Source organism: Galbitalea soli (genome assembly GCF_010686725.1).
Classification (GTDB): domain Bacteria; phylum Actinomycetota; class Actinomycetes; order Actinomycetales; family Microbacteriaceae; genus Galbitalea; species Galbitalea soli.
On sequence record NZ_JAAGWZ010000001.1, the window covers coordinates 717,333 to 737,003 of the forward strand.

Consider the following 19,671-nt stretch of genomic DNA (forward strand, 5'->3'; position numbering starts at 1 on the left):
GTAACTAGGCCGAATCCCTACCGCACACGAATCGAAGAACCGTGACCCTCCGCATCGCCGAGTACCCTCGGCCGGACCACTTCCTGCTTCATCTCAGCGACACTCACCTGCTGGGTGGTGACCGCGAGCTCTACGATTCCGTCGACAGCGCCCAGCACCTGCGCGAGCTCTTCGACGAGCTGGAGCGCTCGGAGGGCCGACCGGAGGCGATCGTCGTGACCGGCGATCTCGCCGACAAGGGCGAAGCCGAGGCGTATCGCACACTGCGCAGCATCGTGGAGCCCGCCGCCGCGCGCCTCGGTGCTCGGGTGATCTGGGTCATGGGCAATCACGACGATCGTCGCGCCTTCCGCGCCACCCTGTTCGGTGAGATCCCCACGGCGAATCCGGTGGATCGCGTCTACGATCTGGGCGGACTTCGCCTCATCACCCTCGACACGACGGTTCCTGGCCACCACTACGGCGAGATCACCGGCGCGCAGCTCGACTGGCTCGCCGAAGAGCTGTCGGTTCGCGCTCCGCACGGCACCATCCTGGCGATGCATCACCCGCCGCTTCCCAGCGTGCTCGATCTCGCCACCCTCGTCGAATTGCGCGACCAGGGCGCCCTCGCCGAGGTCGTCGAGGGCAGCGATGTGCGCACGATACTGGCGGGCCACCTGCATTACTCCTCGACCGGACTGTTCGCCGGCATCCCGGTGTCGGTCGCATCGGCCACGTGCTACACCCAGGACCTCACCGTTCCCGTGGGCGGCACGAGGCCGCAGGATGGCGCACGCGCGTTCAACCTCGTGCACGTCTATGCGGACACGGTGCTGCACTCGGTCGTTCCGGTCGGCGACTACGCCACCCTGGACTACGTGGACGCGGCCGAGACACGGCGTCGACTCGCCGAGGCAGGGGTGGTCATCCCCGCACGGGTCAGCGCGCCGGTGGCACCCGAACCGCCTATGACGATGCCGATTCCCGTTCTGCACTGACCGCGTCGCTGCCCGACTCGTCAATCGACTCCTGGGTTTCCCACGGCGCCGGAATCGGGAAGTAGCGGTTGAGGAACTCGAGCACCGCCCTCTGTCGCGTCTCGACCGAGATCTCGGGCTTGCTGCCGTCGTTGAGGCAGAAGAAGTCCTCGGAGCGCCGCCGCAGCAGCCGCGCCATCTGGTCGATGGATGCCGCCAGCGTGGTCTCGACGTACTTGACCCGGGCATTGGTCTGAACGACGGCGCGACCGGTCATGAGCGCGTAGTAGTGGTAGAGCGAGTTGGTCACCGAGATGTCGGTCGCCGAGCGGAAAGGGCTCGCCGCGGTGCGATCGAACTCAGCGGCGAACTCCTTCTCCATCTCGAGGAGCACGCTCTTCCGCAGGGGCGTGGGCGCGTGCTCGAGGTGCCGCGTGGTGACCCGCCCGAAGCGCGAACGCAGCAGGGCGCGATTGACCCGTGCGGCGTTCTCGAACCCGCTCCGCGCCGGGTTGTTCTCCCCCAGGCCGATCCGGGTCTGCGCCTCGATGAACTTGGTCACCCCGCCCGGTGAGAAGAACATGTCAGGGTTCACGGGCCTCGCGAAGAACATGTCGTCGTTGGAATACAGGAAGTGCTCGCTCAGCCCGTCGATGTGCTGCAGCTGAGCCTCGATCGCGTGCGAATTGTGCGTCGGGAGGTTGGCGGGATCGCGGAAGAAGGCGCTGCTCGGCACGATCGTGACGTCGGGGTGCTCGTCGAGCCAGTCGGGGGTGGGCGAGTCGGTCACGATGTAGATGTGGCGGATCCACGGGGCGTAGAGATAGACGCTCCGCAGGGCGTACTTCAACTCGTCGAGTTGACGGTAGCGGGCCTCGGAGTCGTCGCCGTCCCCGACGACGTAGCTCTTCATACGCTGGGCGCGAGCACGCTGGAACTCGGCCGACGAACCGTCCACCCAGGAGAACACGATGTCGATGTCGAAGGTGATGTCGCCGGCGAGCGGCTCGAACATGCCCGCGAGCGTCGGCCACTCGCGACCATACAACTCGGTCGTCGCCTCGATCGCCTCCTCGCGGGGCATCCACTGGCGCATCATCGCGTTCGGCGCGGGCGCGACGATCTCGTCGGCACCGAACTCCCACAGCTCCAGTCGGACCCCGAGGGACGAGCCGTAGCGCAGACGCCCGGACGCATCGACGCGCGGGCGATACAGCGTCACGATGCGCGGCGCTCCCGCCGCGGCCAGCGCCCCCTCGGCCACCAGCACCGTCCCGCCCTTCGCCGACTTGGCGTAGAAGGGCTCCGCCGCGAAAGCGCTCACGAGAGCCGCGGTCACCGCGTCACGCTCGGCCGCGTCGACGGCGAGGATGTGACGGCCCGCGTCGTCATGGACCAGGAGGAATTCGATCCCGGCGGAGCGCAACGCGTCTGCGACGGCGAGGAAGTCCTCCTGCGCGGCCCGCTGCGGAGTGACTCCGTGGTGCACGAGCGTGAAGCGACCCTTGCGCAGGACCACGTCATCGCGTTCCGCGACCCGTCGGCCGGGCGGGGTGTCGAGGAGACGGAGCCGTCGCGCCACCGAGTCAGCCGTCATGCAACCGCCTCGGCGAGAAGGCTCACGAGAGCCTCGAGCTGCACGCTCGACTCGGCCACCACCTCGTCGTCGGAGCCGTCGAGGGCACGGGCGGCGAGCCCGGCCTTCGAGTCGATGAGTTCGGCGATCTTGGAGTCGATCGTCTGCGCCGCGATGATCCGCCAGGCCGTGACCGGCAGTTCCTGGCCGATGCGGTGCACGCGATCGATGGCCTGCGTCTGCTCCGCGCTCGTCCAGCTCAGTTCGGCGAGCACGACGTTCGATGCGGCCTGCAGGTTGAGGCCGACTCCGGCCGCGGTGAGCGAGGCGACGACGACCTGCACCTCGGGGTCGGTCGCGAAGGCATCGATGGCGGACTGCCGCGCCCTCGCGGTCTGATCGCCTCGGATCGAGACATAGCCGACACCCGCCTTGGCGAAGTGGGCCTCGGCCTGATCCATCACGTCGATGTGCTTGGCGAAGAACACGACCTTGCCCACGTTCCGCGCCAGTTGAGCCGTGTAGTCCGCGGCGAGCGTGGCTTTCGCCTGACCGATCTTGCGCACCATCGTGAAGACGTTCTCGCCGGTCTTCGCCGACTTCGACTCTTCGAGTTCCTCGTGCGCGACCGCGCGGATGAGCCGATCCCGGTCGTACTCGGTGAACTCCTCCTCCGACTTCCGGAGCGCGAGGCGCCGGCGGTAGCGCTCCACGAGACGGGCCGTGAGGGCGGCCTCGGCTTCGCGAATCGAACGCCCCAGGTCGTCATCGAGCTCGACCGGGATGTCGGCAACGCGTCGCGCCGGGATATCCGCCGCGACATCCACCTTCTTGCGCCGGACGATCCCCATGTCGATGACCGCCTTGCGGGCCTCGGCGAAGAATCCGAAGTCGGCGGGCGTGAGGCCCGTGTCCTCCAGCTTGTCCATGAGCGGAGCGAGCGGCTTCTTGTCGTCGATCCAGCCGAGGAACTGCCAGATCGCACGGAAGTCGTCGATCTGGTTGATCAGCGGGGTTCCGGTCAGCGCGATGAACAGGGCCTTCGGGCTCGTCGCGCGGATGCTGCGACTCAGCGCGAGCACGTGCTTCGAGCGCTGCGAACTCAGGTTCTTGATGAAGTGCGCCTCGTCGACGACCATGCCCTTGAAGCCGAATCGGCTCAGCCAGCCCACGTGGCGGTCGAGCACCTCGTAGTTGACGATCACCACGTCGCTGAACGCGTCCACGTCGTTGCCGTCGCCGTGCACCACCGTCGCGGTGCGCTGCGGCGTCCACAGCGCCACCTCGCGCGCCCAGTTCGTCTTGACCACGTTGGGTACGACGACGAGAAGCGGGTAGGAGTGCGACACCGAGGCGGCGAGGAGCGCCTGCGCCGTCTTGCCGAGTCCCGGCTCGTCGGCGAGCAGGAAGGTGCGGTGGCCGTGCCGCACTTCTTCGACGAAGCGCGCCTGGTGCCGCATGAGCTCCAGTTTGCCCGGCGTGCCGAGTCCGACCGCCTCGGGCAGCTCCATGCTGGCCGCTCCCCCGCCGGCGCCGTACTCGAACGCCCGGAACAGCGGTTCGATGAGCTCCCAGTTGGCCAAGCGATTGACGCGTGCGGGTTTCGCCTGCACGGCGCTGAAATCCGGAGCGAGGAAGGGGTTCGACATCTGCATCTGCCGCACCGACTGCGGCACGACCTGCTTCTGCGCGACGGTGTCGACCGGCTTCGGGTCGGTGGTGATGATGAGCTCATCGGGCGAGAGCTCGACTCCCGCGGCGAGGAGCAGATCACGCCGCAGCGCCTTCGCCGCGGCGGTCACGGGCGCTTCGTCACCGAGCAGCGAGATGAGGCTGGTGTCGCGTGCCGCGGTCTTCGCGAGGATACCTGCGAGACCATCGAGCCTCTTCTGCTCGTTGGCGCGCTCCGATTCGCTCAGGGTCGCATCCGTCTTGACGCGCGCGCGCTCCTCGCGCAGCAGCAGCGCCGCGACCTGGAACCGGGCGCGATTGCTCGGCTTCAGCGGTCCCTTCTGCACGGCCGCCTCGACCTCCCGCGCCGCGCGGGCGAGAACGGGGATGACCCCCTGATCGTCGGCGCCGCGCGCGCGCCGTCGCTGCTGCGCTCCGCCACGCGCGTTCCCGTTGGTACGGGAGCGCGCCTGTCGTTGGCCGGACTGTGCCTGACCAGAAGCCAATGCTCCTCCTTGTGCCACCGCGATCCAGCGGGGCGTTGCTGAAGTGGAGAGAACCCCGCTGGGCCAGATGCCCGGGAGAACGGCGCCTTCTCAGAAATCCAGACCCACTCACGATGCGAGTGGTGGTCCCGGTCTGCGCTAGCCCCATTCTACCCGCACGGCACGGGAAATCGCGATCAGCGGCGCTTCTGAGCCCCCGGCGCGCCCGAACGGCGGTTGCGGTCCTCCGGGTTCGGCACCTTGATCAGGATGCCCGCGACGATGAACACGATCGCCCCGAGGTACTGCAGGATGAGCCAGAGCTTGTCCGCGTGCAGGGTGATCGGCAGCACCGGATTCCAGAGCACGGCGATGGCGCCGAGCGGCAGCAGCCACCACCACTGCCGGGCCTGCCAGGCGTACACGCACACGATGAGAGCGAGAATGGCCGCCGGGAACTCGATCCACACGAAGGCGCTCGTGTTCAGCAGAGCGAGCCCGGCGAGAAGCACGATCGCGCCGAGGATTCCCGGCGCGAGGGCGGTGCGGCGGAACTGCCGGGTGGGGTAGGAACTCATCGAGCCAAGGCTATCGCGCCCCCGCACACGTGCCGGGCGCGCCGGCCGTCACTCCGCGTCGCGGATGATGGAGATCGGTCGCGACATGGGTGGAGCGTCGTGCAGGCGCTCGAACGCGGGGCGCAGCTCCGCGAGCCACGCCTGGTACCCGGCTTCGGTCAGGTGCAGGCGGTCGTTCGTGTACTCGGGGCTGAGCTCGCCGTCGTCCATGGCGAGCGCCGGCCACAGATCGAGGTAGCCCGCGTGCACGTTCTGCGCGTACTGCCGGAGGTGGCGGTTGGCGTCGCGGATGTCGTTCGCGTACTCGCGCCCGCGCGGCATGATCGACTGGACGAGCGTGCGGCACCCCGGCACCTGCTGTCGGACCATCGCCAGGAAGTACTCGATCGAACGGACGACGTACTCCACGGAGCGGTTCTGGCCGAAGTCGTTCGCACCGATGAGGATCGCCAAGGTGTTCGGCTGGAGCTCGACGATCGCGCCGAGACGGTCGTTCAGCCGGTCGGTCGTGTCGCCCGGCGCGGCCTGGACGTGCACCTCGAACTCGGGGAACCACTCCTGCCACCGACCACCGTGGGTGATGCTGTCCCCCACGAACACGATCGTCTCGCGGTCATCGTCGTCCCGGTCATCAGTCATCGGTCCACCTCGCCTCTCGTCCATCATGCGCCCGTCGGTGCCGCGACTTCCACCGCTTCATCCGTGGCCTTGCTCGTGATACGGCTGGCCATGCCCGCGAAGATGATCCCATGGAACGGGAGGATCGCGAACCAGTAGAGGCGGCCACCGAGACCCTTGGGGAAGAAGACGGCACGCTGGCGATAGAGGGAGCCACCGGCCGGATCCGGTGAGGCGGTCAGCTCCAGCCAGGCGAGGCCGGGCAGCTTCATCTCCGCGCGGAGGCGCAGGAAGCGACCGCGGTCGATCCTCTCGACCCGCCAGAAGTCGAGCGCATCCCCCACCGCCAGTCGCTTGGCATCGCGTCGGCCGCGGCGGAGTCCCACCCCGCCGACAAGCTTGTCCATCCAGCCTCGCGCCGCCCAGGCGATGGGCAGCGAGTACCAGCCGTTCTCGCCGCCGATGCCCTCGATGATGCTCCAGAGCTGGGCGACGTCGGCATCGGAATGCTGCTCGCGCTCATCCAGATAGACGGTGTGACCCGACCAGTCGGGGTCGCTCGGAAGCGGGTCGCTGGGGGCGCCCTCCACCGAGGCGTTCTGCCAGCTCGTCTCGACCTCGCCCGCGCGCATCTTGCCGAGGGCGAGCCGGACCGCCGTGCGATAGCCGGTGAGACCGCCCTCCGGTGCCGGGATGTACTGCTCGATGTCGTTCTCGCTGATCACGCAGTCGTATTGGAGGGAGGCGATGATGGGCACGGCGAGCGAGCGCGGAATCGGCGTGACCAGGTTGACCCACTGCGAGGCCAGCCAGGGTGTGAGCACGGGCAACGACGCGATCGGGCGCTGCGGGAGCCCCGCCTCCACCGCGTAGCCGTTCATCATCTGCCCGTAGCGGAGCACGTCGGGACCGCCGATGTCGAAGGTGCGGTTCACCTGCGCCGGCAGCTCGGCCGCTTTCACCAGGTAGTAGAGCACGTCGCGCACCGCGATGGGCTGGATGAAGTTGCGCACCCACTTGGGTGCCGGCATGTAGGGCAGCACCTCGGTGAGGTGGCGGATCATCTCGAACGACGCCGAGCCGGAGCCGATGACGGTGCCCGCCTGGAGGGCGGCGGTCGGAACGCCCGACTGCATGAGGATGCGACCGACCGCCTCCCTGCTGCGAAGATGCGGACTCAGTCGATTGCTGCGGGGGTGCAGGCCGCCCAGGTAGACGATTCGGGACACGCCGGCGCGCACCGCCGCCTCGGCGACGACATGAGCGGCGGTCGACTCCGTCTTCTCGAAATCCCCGCCGCTCGCCATCGCGTGCACGAGGTAGTAGACCACGTCGATGTCGCTGACGGCCGCGCGCACCGACACGGGATCGGTGAGGTCACCGAGCACGACGTCGACGCGATCCGACCAGGGAACGCCCGACAGCCGGCGTGGATCTCGAGCGAGCACGCGAACCTCGTGGCCCGCCTCGAGCAATCGCGGCACGAGCCGCCCGCCGATGTATCCCGTTGCACCCGTGACGAGTATCCGCATGCGCCCACCCTAGGCACACCGTCTGTGAATCCGTTCAGGTGGCGATGCCGACGGTGCTACAGGAGCGACTTGGTGTGCCAGACCGTCTTGGTCTCGGTGAAGGCGAGGATGCGCTCGAGCGACGGCCCCGGGATCCCGGTCACCGGCGGCAGCACCCGCATGAGCGTCTCGGCCGCGGCGATCTGCAGATCGACCCACTCCAGCCGCTCCGCTCCTGCCAGATCGAGGGCGTTCACGTCGGCGTGGCTCGCGAGCCAGGGCGCGAGTTCGGCCGGCGAACCGGTGAGAACATTGACCACTCCGCCCGGTACATCGCTCGTCGCGAGCACCTCGGCGAGCGTGATCGCCGACAGGGGCGCCCGCTCGTTGGCGACGACCACGACGGTATTGCCGGCGACCAGAGCCGGAGCGACGACGCTCACGAGACCGAGGAGGCCACCGGCATCCTGGGGCGCCACGATCGCGACGACGCCGGTCGGCTCGGGCACCGAGATGTTGAAATACGGGCCGCTGACCGCATTGGCGTTGCCCGCCACCTGCACGTACTTGTCGGCCCAGCCCGCGTACCACACCCAGACGTCGACCGCGGCGTCGACCTGCGCTCCGGCGGCGGCGGTCGAGATCCCCTCGGAGCGGGAGAGCTCGTCCACGAACTGGGCGCGACGACCGTCGAGGAGCTCGGCGATGCGATACAGCACCTGGCCGCGGTTGTACCCCGTGGCGGCCGACCAGCGGCCGACGGCCGCGCGTGCCGCGACGACTGCGTCACGGGCATCCTTTCGACTGGCGAGAGCGGCATTCGCCAGGAAGGCGCCCGACGGACTCACGACCTCGTAGCTGCGACCGCTCTCGCTGCGCGGGAACGCGCCGCCGATGTAGAGCTTGTAGGTCTTGGGAACGGTGAGGCGGGTCATTTCTTGAGCTGCTTTCTCGCGGTGGGAGCCGCGACGCGCGCGGGCTCGAGCGGGGCGGACGCGAGGTAGGCGGCGAGACCGTGTCGCCCGCCCTCGCGGCCGTAGCCGGACTCCTTGTACCCGCCGAACGGGGAGGCCGGATCGAAACGATTGAAGGTGTTGGCCCAGATCACGCCGGCACGGAGCGAGTCGGCGACCGCGAGGATGCGCGACCCCTTGTCGCTCCAGATGCCGGCCGAGAGCCCGTAGGGCGTGTTGTTGGCCTTGGCGATCGCCTCCGCCGGGGTGCGGAAGGTGAGCACCGAGAGCACCGGACCGAAGATCTCTTCGCGCGCGATCGTCGAACTCGTCGTGACGCCCGTGAAGATCGTGGGCGCGAACCAGAACCCGGCCTCGGGAATCGCGCACGGTGCCGTCCACCGCTCGGCCCCCTCCGCCTCGCCCACGTCGCTGAGCCGGCGGATTCGCTCGAGCTGCTCGCGCGAGTTGATCGCACCGATGTCGGTGTTCTTGTCGAGCGGGTCGCCGAGTCGCAGCGTAGAGAGGCGGGCCTTCAGCCGGTCGACGACCTCGTCGTGGATGTTCTCCTGCACCAGCAGGCGCGAGCCCGCGCAGCAGACATGCCCCTGGTTGAAGAAGATGCCGTTCACGATCCCCTCGATCGCCTGGTCGAGCGGCGCGTCATCGAAGACGATGTTCGCCGCCTTCCCGCCGAGCTCGAGGGTGAGCTTCTTGCCCGTTCCCGCCGTCGAGCGGGCGATCGCGCGACCGACGGCCGTCGATCCCGTGAACGCCACCTTGTCGACGTCGGTGTGATTCACGAGCGCCGCGCCCGTATCGCCCGCGCCCGTGACGATGTTCACCACTCCCGCGGGAAGCTCCGCCTGCTGCAGGATCTCCGCGAAAATCAGCGCGGACAGCGGCGTCGTCTCCGCGGGCTTGATCACGACCGTGTTCCCCGCGGCGAGCGCGGGGGCGATCTTCCAGGCGAGCATGAGGAGCGGGAAGTTCCACGGGATGACCTGCGCAGCCACCCCGAGCGCCCGCGGGTTCGCGCCGAGCCCGGCGTAGTCCAGCTTGTCGGCCCAGCCGGCGTAGTAGAAGAACCAGGCGGCGACGAGGGGCACGTCCACATCGCGGGACTCCTTGATCGGCTTCCCGTTGTCGAGGCTTTCCGCGACGGCGAGTTCCCGCGCGCGCTCCTGCACGAGCCGCGCGATGCGGAACAGGTACTTGCCGCGGTCTGCGCCGGACATCCGCGACCAGCTGCGCTCGTAGGCGCGACGCGCCGCGGCGACGGCGAGGTCGACGTCATGCGCGTTCGCGTTCGCGACCTGAGCGATGTGCTTCTCGGTCGCGGGTGAGATCGTCGCGAACGGGGTGCCGTGCCCCTCGGTGAACTCCCCGTCGATGAAGAGGCCGTAGGAGTCGCGGAGGTGGAGGATCGAGGTCGACTCGGGCGCGGGAGCGTAGTCGAGGAAGCGGTCGGGTGCGGTCATGGTCAGTCCACCGTTACGTAGTCGGGGCCGCTGTAGTGGCCGGTCGTCAGCTTCTGCCGCTGGAGCAGCACGTCATTGAGCAGGCTCGACGCGCCGAAGCGGAAGAGCGACGGCGTGAGCCACTCCTCCCCCGCGGTCTCGGCGACGGTGACGAGGTACTTGATCGCGTCTTTCGAGGTGCGGATCCCGCCCGCCGGCTTCACGCCGATGCGCTCCCCGGTGAGGCGATACCAGTCGCGCACCACCTCCAGCATCAGGAGGGTGACCGGCAGCGTGGCGGCGGGGGCGACCTTGCCGGTCGAGGTCTTGATGAAGTCGCCGCCCGCGAGGATCGCGAGCCAGGATGCCCGGCGCACGTTGTCGTAGGTGTTCAGCTCCCCGGTCTCGAGGATCACCTTCAGGTGCGCGTAGCTGCCGTCCGCGCGGCGGCACGCCTCCTTGACCGCGACGATCTGGTCGAACACGAGCCCGACCCGACCCGAGAGGAACGCGCCGCGGTCGATCACCATGTCGATCTCGTCGGCCCCCGCGGCGACCGCCTCACGCGTGTCGGCGAGCTTGACGGCGAGCGACGCTCGGCCACTGGGGAACGCGGTCGCGACCGCGGCGACGTTCACCCCGTCGTCGCGGCCGGCCGAGTGCGCGGCGCCCAGAGCGCGGACGGCGTCAGGGACCATGTCGCCGTACACGCACACGGCCGCGACCCGGGGTGTCGTCGGGTCCGTGGCGTCGGGCGTGAGGGCCTTCGCGACGAGCGAGCGCACCTTGCCGGGGGTGTCGGCGCCCTCGAGGGTCGTGAGGTCGATCATCCGGATGATCGTGTCGAGTGCCCACGCCTTGGAGCTGGTCTTGATCGAGCGTGTGCCGAGCCCGGCGGCGCGAGCCTCGAGGCCCACGGCGTCGACGCCGGGCAGTCCCTCGAGGTGCAGGCGCAGGCTCTTCTCGGTGAGGTCTCCGCCGATGGTCTGGATGGCGCGTTCGGCCGGAGCGAGCACGGTCGGCGCGTCGGCGGTCGTTACTGATGCGGTGGGCGCGGTGGCGCTGGTCACGAGTACTCCCTGGTTGTGCACGGCGTCGGGGCGGGGTGTGCTCGCCCGCGACCAAACGAGCCTATGCCCATTGGCTCAGCGGCGTGGCTGTGCACGCGCCTCGTCTCGGAACGCGCGCCAGATCCCGCCCCACTCCGCCTCCCAGTTCGCCCAGCTCACGGGCCGGCCACGCAGCAGCTCCGCGAGCGCCTCCAGGTTGGTGCGCCACCAGGCGACGGTCGTCGCGCTCAGTCGGGGTTCGAGCTCGACCTCGAGCGTCAGGTCGAGCCGGGTGCGTCGGGGTTCCGCCGGGGCGAGGGCGGGCAGCGCGGTGAGGCCGAAGCGGAGCACCCCGATGCCATCGGTCCGGATGACCAGCACCCCCGGCGCGTCCAGCCGCTCGATCTCCCCCACCGTGTGGCGCACCGCCGAGTCGCCGTACCAGTCCAGCACGTAGTCACCGCCGACACGCGCGTCGATCCGTGCTCGGGCGAGCCAGCCCTCGACGAGGGTCTCGTCGGTGAGCGCATCCCAGACGATGGACCGTGGGAACGGGTATTCGCGACTGAATCGCAGCTCCTCCAGGGGCACAGGGCCAGTGTAGGCCGACGCCCCCGCGCGGGGGCGAGAGGGGGCGCGCGGCTCCACTACTCTGGGTGGCATGAGTCTCGCCCTGGCCGTCGATTTCGGTGGCACGAAAGTTGAAGCAGCCCTCGTCGACGACGCCGGCGTCGTCCTTCCCGGGTCGCGATTCCGTTCGCCCACCGGCCCGACCGCGAGCTCAGAGGCACTCGCCGCGGCGGTCGACGAGGTCGTGACCGCGGCACTCGCCGCCCGCCCGGACGGTGTGGAACTTCTCGGCGCCGGCATCGGCAGCGCGGGGCCGATCAACGTGGCCGCTGGTCGCATCAGCCCGCTCAACGTCGCCGCGTGGCGCGAGTATCCCCTGCTCGACCAGGTGCGGTCGCACCTGCCCGGACTCCCCGCCGTCTTGCGCATGGATGGTCTGTGCATCACGCTCGCCGAGCACTGGGTCGGCGCCGCGCAGGGCGAGTCGAACGTCATGGGCATGATCGTCTCCACCGGCGTGGGCGGCGGCCTCATTCTGAACGGGCTCACGGTGCCCGGTCCCACCGGTAACGCGGGGCACATCGGGCACGTCGAGGTCGGCGGCTTCGACGTGCGCTGCAAGTGCGGCGGCATCGGCTGCGTGGAGGCCGTCGCCTCCGGACCGCGGACGGTGGAGTGGGCGCAGCAGCAGGGTTTCGCCGGGACCACCGGCGAAGACATCGCCACCGCCTACGCGGCGGGTGACCCGATCGCGATCGCCGCGGTGCGGCGCGCGGGGCGGGCGATCGGCCAGGCGATCGGCTCGACGACCGCGGTCGACGACCTCGACGTCGTCGCGATCGGAGGCGGGTTCTCGCACGTCACGCCGGACCTGTTCACGATCATCCGCGAGACCATCCAGGAGCGCGCGGCGTTCCCGTTCGTCGCCAAGGTGCGCGTGGTGCCGTCGGGCCTCTCGGGCGACGGTCCGCTCATCGGCGCGGCAGCGCTCATCCACCAGCCGGAACTGCTGGGCTGACGCCCGCGAGCTCGTCCTCCACGAAGCGGGGGCGCGCCACCAGGATCGCGGGCACCACGCCGAGAGCGCTCAGCACCAGGAGCACGACGAGCGGCGTGATCCACTCCCCCGTCGCCTGGTGCAGCGCTCCGACGAGGAACGGACCGAGCGCCGCGATCAGGTAACCGATCGACTGCACGAAGCCGCTGAGGGCGACGGAACCGGCGTGGGTGCGCGTGCGGGCGTTGATGAGCACGAGGGCGAGCGGGAAGAGCAGCGGACCGAGGCCGCCCAGCACCACCCACAGCACGATGCCCCGCGTGGGCAGCAGGATGAGTCCCAAGTGACCCACGACGAGCAGTGCGACCCCGGTGAAGACGAGTGGCGCGACCGAGCGCATCCGCTCGGCCAGGATCGGCACCACGAGCGCGGCGGGGAACCCCATGATCGCGAACAGGGCGAGCAGACTGCCCGCGACGGCCGGCGAGACCTGCGAGCGCTCCACGAGGATGCTCGGCAGCCAGGCGAACAGCGCGTAGGCGTTGAGCCCCGCGAGCGCGAACACCCCCGCGATCCCCCAGGCGACACTGGACCGCCACACGCGCAGGCCGGCGTGCTCGACGGAGCTCGCGGCGGCATCGCCCTGCGCCCCGCGAGAGCGGCGCACGACCAGAGCGGCCCACGGCAGTGCCGCGGGAATGACCAGCACGAGCCACACGAGGAGCGAGACGCGCCAGCCCGCGGCGTCGCTCACGGGCGCGGCCGCGAGTGCCGGGAGCGCGGTGCTGACCGACATCAGGGTCGTGTAGAGAGTGGTCACGAGCCCGATCCGGTCGGGGAAGTAGCGCTTGACGAGGGGCGGCAGCAGGATGTTCGTCACCCCGACGCCCGCGAAGATCACGCCGGTGCCGGCCACCAGCACCGCCGCGTCGGTCGCGAGCACGCGCGCCGCATCGCCCGCGATCATCGCGAGCACCGACACGAGGAGTCCGCGCTCCAGCCCGAGACGCCGCGCGACCCAGGGCCCGACCACCCCGCTCAGCGAGAAGATCACGGGCGGCGCCGAGCCGATGACCCCGACGAGGAGCGCCCCGAGCGGCACGTCGGCCGAGATCTGCGTGACGATCGGCGAGATCGCGGCGACCGCGGTCCGCAGGTTCAGCGCGACGAGCAGGATCCCCAGGAGAGCCGCGGTGCGGCCTGCCCACAGGGGCGCGGGGCTGGGAGATTCCGCGGCCGGGGCGGATCGGTCGGCGGGCACGGTCCCATCCTAGGCAGGGCTACAGTGAAGGGATCGCCATGGACCTCTCCGACTACCTTCCGCTCAGCCGCCGTCCGGCCGGCGACGAGGCGACGGTGTCGAGCAACTGGGCGCGACCGCTCGGCGAGCTGCTGCTGCAGATCGCCGACAGCGTCGACGCGGCGGGCGACACGGTTCGCGAGATCCGCACCGACGCCCCCGGCTCGCCGACCGTCGAGGCGGTCGCCCGCGCGCTCCTCGTCGAGATCGACCGCGGCCCGTGGTGGCGCCGACGCACTGCCCCGGGGAGCGCGCCCGCAGATGTTGCGGACGAGTCGGGTGCGCGGCTGGCGGAGGCGCTGCGGGACCGTGCGACGACGCGGCTGAGTGGTCATCCGCGCACCGCCGTGGGCCTGCTCGGACGCACGCTCGTCGACGGCTGGGAGATCGCGGCGGCCCTCCACACGCCGATCGAGGTAGGTCCCGCGGTCACGGGTGCGGTGGCGCTCGCCCGCTCGCTCGCCGGACCGTTCGAGGTGCGCGCGGTGGCACGGGCGCGCACCCTCGTCGCGAGCGATCACGGCTGGCGGATCGGGCACGGTCAGGAGCTCGTGGGCACCGCGGAGGCGATCATCCTGTTCCTGTACGGGCGTCGCGCGGCCGACTGACGACGCCCTCGCGAGGGCGCTTCTCAGCGCGCGGGCGTCAGCCCCAGCAGCGCGCGCACGCGGGCGACGTCATCGCGCATCTGCGCGATCAGGGCGTCGAGCGAGTCGAACTTCGTCATCGAGCGCACGAAGTCGACGAAGGAGACCTCGATGTCTCGGTCGTACAGGTCGAGCGTCACGTCGAGGAGGTGCGCCTCCACCTGCTTCTGCGGCACCCCGTCGAAGGTGGGGTTGTTGCCGATCGACACCGCGGCCGCGTACCGGACGCCATCGATCGTGGCCCAGGCGGCGTACACGCCGTCGGCGGGGATGAAGCCCTCGATCGCGGGCGAGAGATTGGCGGTGGGATAGCCGAGCTCGCGGCCCCGCTTCTGCCCGTGCACGACGACCGAGCGAACCGTCGGCAGACGCCCGAGCAGGGTGGATGCGGCCGCGACGTCACCCGCGGCGAGCAGCTCGCGGATCCACGTCGACGACGCCCGCCGCTCGCCGCCGACCGTCACGTCATCGATCGTCTCGACCCGGAAACCGCTGGCATCGCCCCACTCTCGGAGACGATCCACGGTGCCCGCCCCCTTCGCGCCGAAGCGGAAGTCCGAGCCGACGAACACGATCCGCGCGCCGAGCGCCGAGACGAGCACGTCCTGCACGAACCGCTCGGGCGGCTGCTCGCTGAAGTGCCGGTCGAAGGCGAGCATGAGTGTTGCATCCACCCCCAGCTCGCCGATGAGCTCGACCTTCTGGCGGTTGCTGATGAGCGCTTCGGGGCACTTCTCCGGCGCGAGCACCTCGAGCGGGTTACGGTCGAAGGTGACGATGACGGATGCGAGGCCCTCCCGGCGGGCGGTGCGGGCGAGATCGGCGATCACCGCGCGGTGCCCCGCGTGCACGCCGTCGAACTTGCCGATCGTCACCGCGCTCGGCCCGAAACCGGCCGGCACGGCGGCGAGGCCGTCAAAGAACCGCATCGCCTACGCGTCACTCCGTCCGGGCGCCCGACGGCGCAGCCACAGCATGCCCAGCACCGGGAGAACGAGCGGAATGAGGAGGTAACCGATCCCGTAGTACGACCACACCGAGTTGTGCGCGAAGAGATCGGGTCGCACGAGCGAGAGGGTGCCCACGATGAGAACCCCCGCGAGCTCGAAACTGATCGTCACCCAGGCCACGCGGTACCAGAAGGTGCCCGGCAGGATGAGCGCCACCGTCGCCAGGATGTACACGACGCTGGAGACGGCGGAGAGCGTGATCGCGAGCGGCGCCGAGCTGTACTCGGTGATGATCTGGAACACCGAGCGCGAGGTGGCCCCGATCGCCAGGATCGCGTAGACGGTGATGAGGACGCGCCCGACGCCGACCGCGCGGGACGACTTCGGGGAGGACGGGGTCGTGGACATCGCTCCTAACCCTAGGCGATCTGCACGGTCCAGATGATGTGCATGCGATAGGCCATCACGGCGATCGCGAGCGACGCCACCCCGAGGATCACCGTGCTCCACCGGTCCCGCTGCAGCAGCGCCCAGACCACGGCGATCGGCGGGATCAGCAGGGCCGCCACGAGGTAGATGTAGAACTCCAGCAGGCTGCCCGTCGGGTGGTTGCCCACGAAGGGCGCGACGATGGTGATGACGAGCTGCGCGATGAGCAGGAGTTCGACGGCGAGGGTCGCTCCCACGGACAGGTCGCCGGGCATCCGCCCCGCCAGCCCCAGCGCGACGCAGAGCAGACCGGCGAGCAGCGCCGCACCCACCTCCACCCAGGTGAACCACTCGATCACGACACCACCTCGTCGCTCGGAAAGTTGACGAGCACGCGGGCGGTCCCCTGGCTCGTCGTCACGAGTCCCACGAGCCGCCCGTCGGGCGCGAGCGTCGCGATGGGTGCGTCGGAGTCGGCGAGCGCCGTGTCGAGGGCGGCCGGCCGGATGCGCTTACCCTGCGTGAGGGCGACCACCTCCGCGGCATCCACCCGCACGCTCGGGAAGAGGCGCGTCGCGACCTCGGCCGGAGTCAGCAGCCCGGCCAGCAGGCACTCATCGAGCCCTCCCGCGTCGGAGACCGTGAACGGCCCGACCCGCGTGCGGCGCAGCGCCGTCAGGTGCCCGCCCACGCCGAGCGCGGCGCCCAGATCGCGGGCGAGGGCGCGGATGTACGTGCCCGAGCTGCACTCGACGACGACGTCGAGCTCCAGCCCGTCCGCGCGCCGGGTCGCCATCACGTCGAAGCGCGACACCGTCACTCGGCGCGCCGGGAGCGCGACCTCCTCGCCCTCCCGCACCAGATCGTAAGCGCGACGACCGGCCACCTTGATCGCGCTCACCGAGCTGGGAACCTGCTCGATCCCGCCCGTGAGAGCCTCGATCGCGGTGCGGATCGACTCCTCGCTCACCGCCACGGTGTCGGCCGGCGAGCCGAGGGGTTCGCCCTCGACGTCATCGGTCGTGGTCGCCTGCCCCAGCCGGATCGTCGCCTCGTAGCGCTTGTCGAGGCCGACCAGATAGGTGAGCAGTCGGGTCGCGCTGTCGATACCGAGCACGAGCAGACCGGTGGCCAGGGGGTCGAGGGTGCCGGCGTGGCCGACCTTGCGCGTGCCGGCCAGACGGCGGACCCGCGAGACGACGTCGTGGCTGGTCATCCCGGTCGGTTTGTCGACGAGCAGGATCCCGCTCGTCATGCGCGCCTCGGGAGGTGGGGGAACTGCATGACTCACAGGGTATCCGGCTCGAGTGTGCGCTGCCGTCGCGCACGCGCGCTCCCGTAGGATCGCCCCATGCGTATAGGCGTCATCGGTGCGGGCGCGGTCGGCGGCGCCCTCGCCGCCCTGCTCGACCGAGCCGGTCATGACGTGGAGGTCGCCGCACGCGGCGACACGCTCACCGCGATCCGCACACGGGGCCTGCGACTGTCGGGCGCCTGGGGCGACCATGTCGCGCGGTTGGACAGCGGCGGTGTGCTCTCCCGGGGTGCCGAATTCGCCATCGTCGCCACCAAGGCTCAGGATTCGGCGGACGCCATCCGGGCCAACGCGGCGCTCCTGCGCGGAATCCCCGTGCTCGTCGTGCAGAACGGCCTCACCAGCCTGAGCGAGAGCGCGCCGCTCCTGCCCCGCTCGGACGTGGTCGGCGGCCTCGCACTCTTCGCGGCGTCGCTCACGGCACCGGGCGAGGTGACGATCACGACCGGTGGCTCGCTGTACGTGGGCGGCGGTGAGCACGACACGCCGGCGCGGTTCGTGGTCGGGGTGCTGGCGCCGGTCATCCCCACCACCCTCGTCGCCGACTTCGAGGGCGCGCAGTGGACGAAACTCGTGATCAACCAGATCAACGCGCTCCCCGCGATCACAGGGCTCTCGGCGCAGACGGTGATCGCGACTCCCGCCCTGCGCCGAATCCTTGTGCACAGCATGCGGGAGGCGGTGCGCACCGGTCGTGCCGCCGGCGCTCGCTTCGCGGAGGTGCAGGGCCTCACCCGTCGCCGGCTGCGCGCCTTCACGGCGCTGCCCGACTGGGCGGCGCAGTTCCTCCCGCTCGCGATGGCCCGCTCGATGGGCGTGACGCCGAACCCGGGATCCACCCTGCAGAGCATTCGGCGCGGTGTCGCCACCGAGATCGATCACCTCAACGGGGCGGTCGTGGCCACCGCGGAGCGCCTCGGACGGCAGGCGCCGGTCAACCGCTCGCTCGTCGAGCTCGTGCACGAGGTGGAGCGATCGCACCGCTTCCTCACGCCCGACGAGGTCGTTGCTCGGATTCCGCTCGACTGAGGGGGCACCGGCCGTGCGGTCAGCAGGAGTCGGCGAAGACGCGGCGCGGATGCTCGGGGTCGCCGTTGTCGACGATCGCGGTCGCGCGCGTGCGCGGGCTCGACTCCCGGAGGTAGAGCTCCATTCCGCCCAGGTGGCGCTCGATGAGCCCCGCTTCGGCGCCGCGCTGGGCGCTCCGCTCCAGGGCCACCTCGGGATCGACGTCCAGCCAGATCGAGTAGTTCCAGATGCCGCGCAGCTCGGGACGCAGCAGGAAGGGGCCGTCGACGAGGAGGAGCGCGTCATCCGGCCCGCTCAACCACTTCGGTTCGACCGCCGCATCGCGCGTGACGTCGAAGGCCGCAGGCACGAAGGAGCCGATCCGCCCGATACGGAACGGTTCGATGAGCACCCTGCGGAACGTCGCGTAATCGTACGAATCGAGGTAGAAGCCCTCGGCCGAGTCGCGTCCCCGCCGGTAGCGTTCGGCGCGGGGGCGGTGGAAGCCGTCGATGGAGGCGCGGAACGCCTCGTGGCCGCGGCGGCGCAGCTCCTCGGCGAGTTCGTCCGCGAACGGCGCCCCTCCCGCCCCCTCACGGCCGTCGACGGCGACGACCACGCGCCCACGACCGTAGTTGTGCAGGATCTCGTCGGCGAGCGCGCCGATCACGTCGCGCTTGAGGGGCGTCCACCGGGCCATGCGGCCCAGTTTAGGTTGGGTAGATGGATCTGAGTGCCCGGGTGAACGCGTGGTTCCTGGCGAACCAGCGCGTGCTGCCGTGGCGGGCCGACGACTTCCCGGCCTGGGGCATCCTGGTGAGCGAGATCATGCTGCAGCAGACCCCGGTCGCCCGGGTGATCCCGCGGCTCGCCGAGTGGCTGGAGCGCTGGCCCACTCCCGCGGCACTCGCCGCATCTCCCGCGGGCGACGCGGTGCGCGCGTGGGAGCGCCTCGGCTATCCCCGCCGCGCCCTGAACCTCCACGCTGCGGCGGTCGCGATCACCGAGCGCCACAGCGGGGTGGTCCCCGCCGAGGTGGATGACCTCCTCGCCCTCCCCGGAATCGGCGACTACACCGCCCGAGCGGTCGCCGCTTTCGCCTACGGTCGTCGCCATCCCGTCGTCGACACGAACGTGCGGCGGGTCATCGCGCGTGCTGTGGCGGGCCAGGCGGAGCCCGGCCCGCCACGCACCCGGGCCGACCTCGCGGCGATGGAGGAGTTGCTTCCCGCGGACGAGCAGGAGGCCCGCACCTTCAACGCCGGCATGATGGAACTCGGCGCCGTCGTGTGCACGGCCCGGGTCGCACACTGCGAGCAGTGCCCGATCGCGGGGTCGTGCGCGTGGCGGTCGGCCGGGTATCCGCCCTATTCGGGAGAGCGGCGGGCGGTGCAGAAGCGCTACGAGGGCTCGGATCGCCAGGTGCGGGGACTCATCCTCGGCCTGCTGCGCGAGCGGCACGGGAGCTCCCCCGCGGCCGATGTCGCGGCGGTGTGGCCCGACCCCGTGCAGCGCGGACGCGCCCTGGGTGGGCTCATCATGGACGGGCTCGTCGTCGGAGACCCGAGCTCGGGCTACCGGCTGCCGTGAGGCTC

At 70.4% G+C, this 19,671-nt stretch carries 20 protein-coding genes; 5 read left to right on the top strand and 15 right to left on the bottom strand.

Annotation, left to right across the window (positions count from 1 at the left end; translation table 11 throughout):
* Positions 1-41: 41 nt before the first annotated feature.
* Entirely contained in the window at positions 42-980 is a 939-nt protein-coding gene (locus G3T37_RS03390) for a metallophosphoesterase (protein WP_163472047.1), read from the top strand.
* On the opposite strand, the gene G3T37_RS03395 is transcribed toward G3T37_RS03390, so the two are convergent.
* The 9 genes from G3T37_RS03395 to G3T37_RS03435 form a co-directional block, all read right to left on the bottom strand.
* On the bottom strand, positions 949-2,556 hold the full coding sequence (locus G3T37_RS03395; protein WP_163472048.1) for a stealth family protein: 1,608 nt from the start codon (positions 2,554-2,556) through the stop codon (positions 949-951). The two genes, G3T37_RS03390 and G3T37_RS03395, sit on opposite strands and share 32 nt — an antisense overlap.
* Entirely contained in the window at positions 2,553-4,712 is a 2,160-nt protein-coding gene (locus tag G3T37_RS03400) for a DEAD/DEAH box helicase (protein ID WP_163472049.1), read from the bottom strand. Before G3T37_RS03400 ends, G3T37_RS03395 begins: the two co-directional genes overlap by 4 nt.
* A 176-nt stretch (positions 4,713-4,888) precedes the next feature.
* Positions 4,889-5,269: a DUF6804 family protein gene (locus G3T37_RS03405; protein WP_163472050.1), complete on the bottom strand. Its 381-nt coding sequence runs from the start codon at positions 5,267-5,269 to the stop codon at positions 4,889-4,891.
* A gap of 48 nt (positions 5,270-5,317) precedes the next feature.
* On the bottom strand, positions 5,318-5,908 hold the full coding sequence (locus G3T37_RS03410; RefSeq protein WP_163472051.1) for a GDSL-type esterase/lipase family protein: 591 nt from the start codon (positions 5,906-5,908) through the stop codon (positions 5,318-5,320).
* Between the two features lie 23 nt (positions 5,909-5,931).
* Positions 5,932-7,419 (bottom strand): SDR family oxidoreductase, encoded by a 1,488-nt coding sequence (locus tag G3T37_RS03415; protein WP_163472052.1) that lies wholly within the window; start codon positions 7,417-7,419, stop codon positions 5,932-5,934.
* Positions 7,420-7,475: 56 nt separating this feature from the next.
* A complete protein-coding gene (locus G3T37_RS03420) occupies positions 7,476-8,333 on the bottom strand; it encodes an aldehyde dehydrogenase family protein (protein WP_163472053.1) in 858 nt (285 codons plus the stop codon).
* Complete coding sequence (locus tag G3T37_RS03425) at positions 8,330-9,832, bottom strand: aldehyde dehydrogenase family protein (RefSeq protein WP_163472054.1); 1,503 nt, start codon at positions 9,830-9,832, stop codon at positions 8,330-8,332. The genes G3T37_RS03420 and G3T37_RS03425 overlap by 4 nt, the downstream gene beginning before the upstream one ends.
* Before the next feature lie 2 nt (positions 9,833-9,834).
* Positions 9,835-10,827, bottom strand: coding sequence for a deoxyribose-phosphate aldolase (deoC, locus tag G3T37_RS03430; protein WP_163472570.1), 993 nt, complete (start codon positions 10,825-10,827; stop codon positions 9,835-9,837).
* Positions 10,828-10,956: 129 nt separating this feature from the next.
* Positions 10,957-11,451 (bottom strand): SRPBCC domain-containing protein, encoded by a 495-nt coding sequence (locus G3T37_RS03435; RefSeq protein ID WP_163472055.1) that lies wholly within the window; start codon positions 11,449-11,451, stop codon positions 10,957-10,959.
* Positions 11,452-11,521: 70 nt separating this feature from the next.
* Here G3T37_RS03435 and G3T37_RS03440 point away from each other — a divergent pair, with 70 nt between their 5' ends.
* Complete coding sequence (locus G3T37_RS03440) at positions 11,522-12,448, top strand: ROK family protein (RefSeq protein WP_163472056.1); 927 nt, start codon at positions 11,522-11,524, stop codon at positions 12,446-12,448.
* Here the strand turns inward: G3T37_RS03440 and G3T37_RS03445 are convergent.
* The gene (locus G3T37_RS03445; protein ID WP_163472057.1) at positions 12,420-13,688 is read right to left on the bottom strand and encodes an MFS transporter; all 1,269 of its coding nucleotides are present in this window, start codon (positions 13,686-13,688) and stop codon (positions 12,420-12,422) included. The genes G3T37_RS03440 and G3T37_RS03445 overlap by 29 nt on opposite strands.
* Positions 13,689-13,726: 38 nt before the next feature.
* Here G3T37_RS03445 and G3T37_RS03450 point away from each other — a divergent pair, with 38 nt between their 5' ends.
* The gene (locus G3T37_RS03450) at positions 13,727-14,335 is read left to right on the top strand and encodes a hypothetical protein (protein WP_163472058.1); all 609 of its coding nucleotides are present in this window, start codon (positions 13,727-13,729) and stop codon (positions 14,333-14,335) included.
* Between the two features lie 23 nt (positions 14,336-14,358).
* On the opposite strand, the gene G3T37_RS03455 is transcribed toward G3T37_RS03450, so the two are convergent.
* The 4 genes from G3T37_RS03455 to truB are packed head-to-tail and all read right to left on the bottom strand — an operon-like array spanning position 14,359 to position 17,008.
* Positions 14,359-15,303, bottom strand: a complete 945-nt coding sequence (locus G3T37_RS03455) for a bifunctional riboflavin kinase/FAD synthetase (RefSeq protein WP_163472059.1) — start codon at positions 15,301-15,303, stop codon at positions 14,359-14,361.
* Between the two features lie 3 nt (positions 15,304-15,306).
* Entirely contained in the window at positions 15,307-15,732 is a 426-nt protein-coding gene (locus G3T37_RS03460; protein WP_163472060.1) for a hypothetical protein, read from the bottom strand.
* A gap of 11 nt (positions 15,733-15,743) precedes the next feature.
* Positions 15,744-16,112 (bottom strand): hypothetical protein, encoded by a 369-nt coding sequence (locus G3T37_RS03465; RefSeq protein WP_163472061.1) that lies wholly within the window; start codon positions 16,110-16,112, stop codon positions 15,744-15,746.
* On the bottom strand, positions 16,109-17,008 hold the full coding sequence (truB, locus tag G3T37_RS03470; RefSeq protein WP_163472062.1) for a tRNA pseudouridine(55) synthase TruB: 900 nt from the start codon (positions 17,006-17,008) through the stop codon (positions 16,109-16,111). Before truB ends, G3T37_RS03465 begins: the two co-directional genes overlap by 4 nt.
* Positions 17,009-17,104: 96 nt before the next feature.
* Between truB and G3T37_RS03475 the strand changes: the two genes are divergently transcribed.
* Positions 17,105-18,097: a ketopantoate reductase family protein gene (locus G3T37_RS03475; protein WP_163472063.1), complete on the top strand. Its 993-nt coding sequence runs from the start codon at positions 17,105-17,107 to the stop codon at positions 18,095-18,097.
* Positions 18,098-18,116: 19 nt separating this feature from the next.
* Here G3T37_RS03475 and G3T37_RS03480 read toward each other — a convergent pair whose 3' ends face one another.
* Positions 18,117-18,776, bottom strand: a complete 660-nt coding sequence (locus G3T37_RS03480; RefSeq protein WP_163472064.1) for a nucleoside/nucleotide kinase family protein — start codon at positions 18,774-18,776, stop codon at positions 18,117-18,119.
* A 23-nt stretch (positions 18,777-18,799) separates the two neighbouring features.
* Between G3T37_RS03480 and G3T37_RS03485 the strand changes: the two genes are divergently transcribed.
* Positions 18,800-19,666 (top strand): A/G-specific adenine glycosylase, encoded by an 867-nt coding sequence (locus tag G3T37_RS03485; RefSeq protein ID WP_163472065.1) that lies wholly within the window; start codon positions 18,800-18,802, stop codon positions 19,664-19,666.
* Positions 19,667-19,671 lie beyond the last annotated feature (5 nt).

What these genes read in the sequence shown, in the direction of transcription:
- G3T37_RS03395 (WP_163472048.1), bottom strand. Translation starts at nt 2,556, where the DNA reads ATGACGGCTGACTCGGTGGCGCGACGGCTCCGTCTCCTCGACACCCCG.
- G3T37_RS03405 (WP_163472050.1), bottom strand. Translation starts at nt 5,269, where the DNA reads ATGAGTTCCTACCCCACCCGGCAGTTCCGCCGCACCGCCCTCGCGCCG.
- G3T37_RS03410 (WP_163472051.1), bottom strand. Translation starts at nt 5,908, where the DNA reads ATGACTGATGACCGGGACGACGATGACCGCGAGACGATCGTGTTCGTG.
- G3T37_RS03415 (WP_163472052.1), bottom strand. Translation starts at nt 7,419, where the DNA reads ATGCGGATACTCGTCACGGGTGCAACGGGATACATCGGCGGGCGGCTC.
- G3T37_RS03420 (WP_163472053.1), bottom strand. Translation starts at nt 8,333, where the DNA reads ATGACCCGCCTCACCGTTCCCAAGACCTACAAGCTCTACATCGGCGGC.
- G3T37_RS03425 (WP_163472054.1), bottom strand. Translation starts at nt 9,832, where the DNA reads ATGACCGCACCCGACCGCTTCCTCGACTACGCTCCCGCGCCCGAGTCG.
- G3T37_RS03440 (WP_163472056.1), top strand. Translation starts at nt 11,522, where the DNA reads ATGAGTCTCGCCCTGGCCGTCGATTTCGGTGGCACGAAAGTTGAAGCA.
- G3T37_RS03450 (WP_163472058.1), top strand. Translation starts at nt 13,727, where the DNA reads ATGGACCTCTCCGACTACCTTCCGCTCAGCCGCCGTCCGGCCGGCGAC.
- G3T37_RS03455 (WP_163472059.1), bottom strand. Translation starts at nt 15,303, where the DNA reads ATGCGGTTCTTTGACGGCCTCGCCGCCGTGCCGGCCGGTTTCGGGCCG.
- G3T37_RS03460 (WP_163472060.1), bottom strand. Translation starts at nt 15,732, where the DNA reads ATGTCCACGACCCCGTCCTCCCCGAAGTCGTCCCGCGCGGTCGGCGTC.
- truB (WP_163472062.1), bottom strand. Translation starts at nt 17,008, where the DNA reads ATGACGAGCGGGATCCTGCTCGTCGACAAACCGACCGGGATGACCAGC.
- G3T37_RS03475 (WP_163472063.1), top strand. Translation starts at nt 17,105, where the DNA reads ATGCGTATAGGCGTCATCGGTGCGGGCGCGGTCGGCGGCGCCCTCGCC.
- G3T37_RS03480 (WP_163472064.1), bottom strand. Translation starts at nt 18,776, where the DNA reads ATGGCCCGGTGGACGCCCCTCAAGCGCGACGTGATCGGCGCGCTCGCC.
- G3T37_RS03485 (WP_163472065.1), top strand. Translation starts at nt 18,800, where the DNA reads ATGGATCTGAGTGCCCGGGTGAACGCGTGGTTCCTGGCGAACCAGCGC.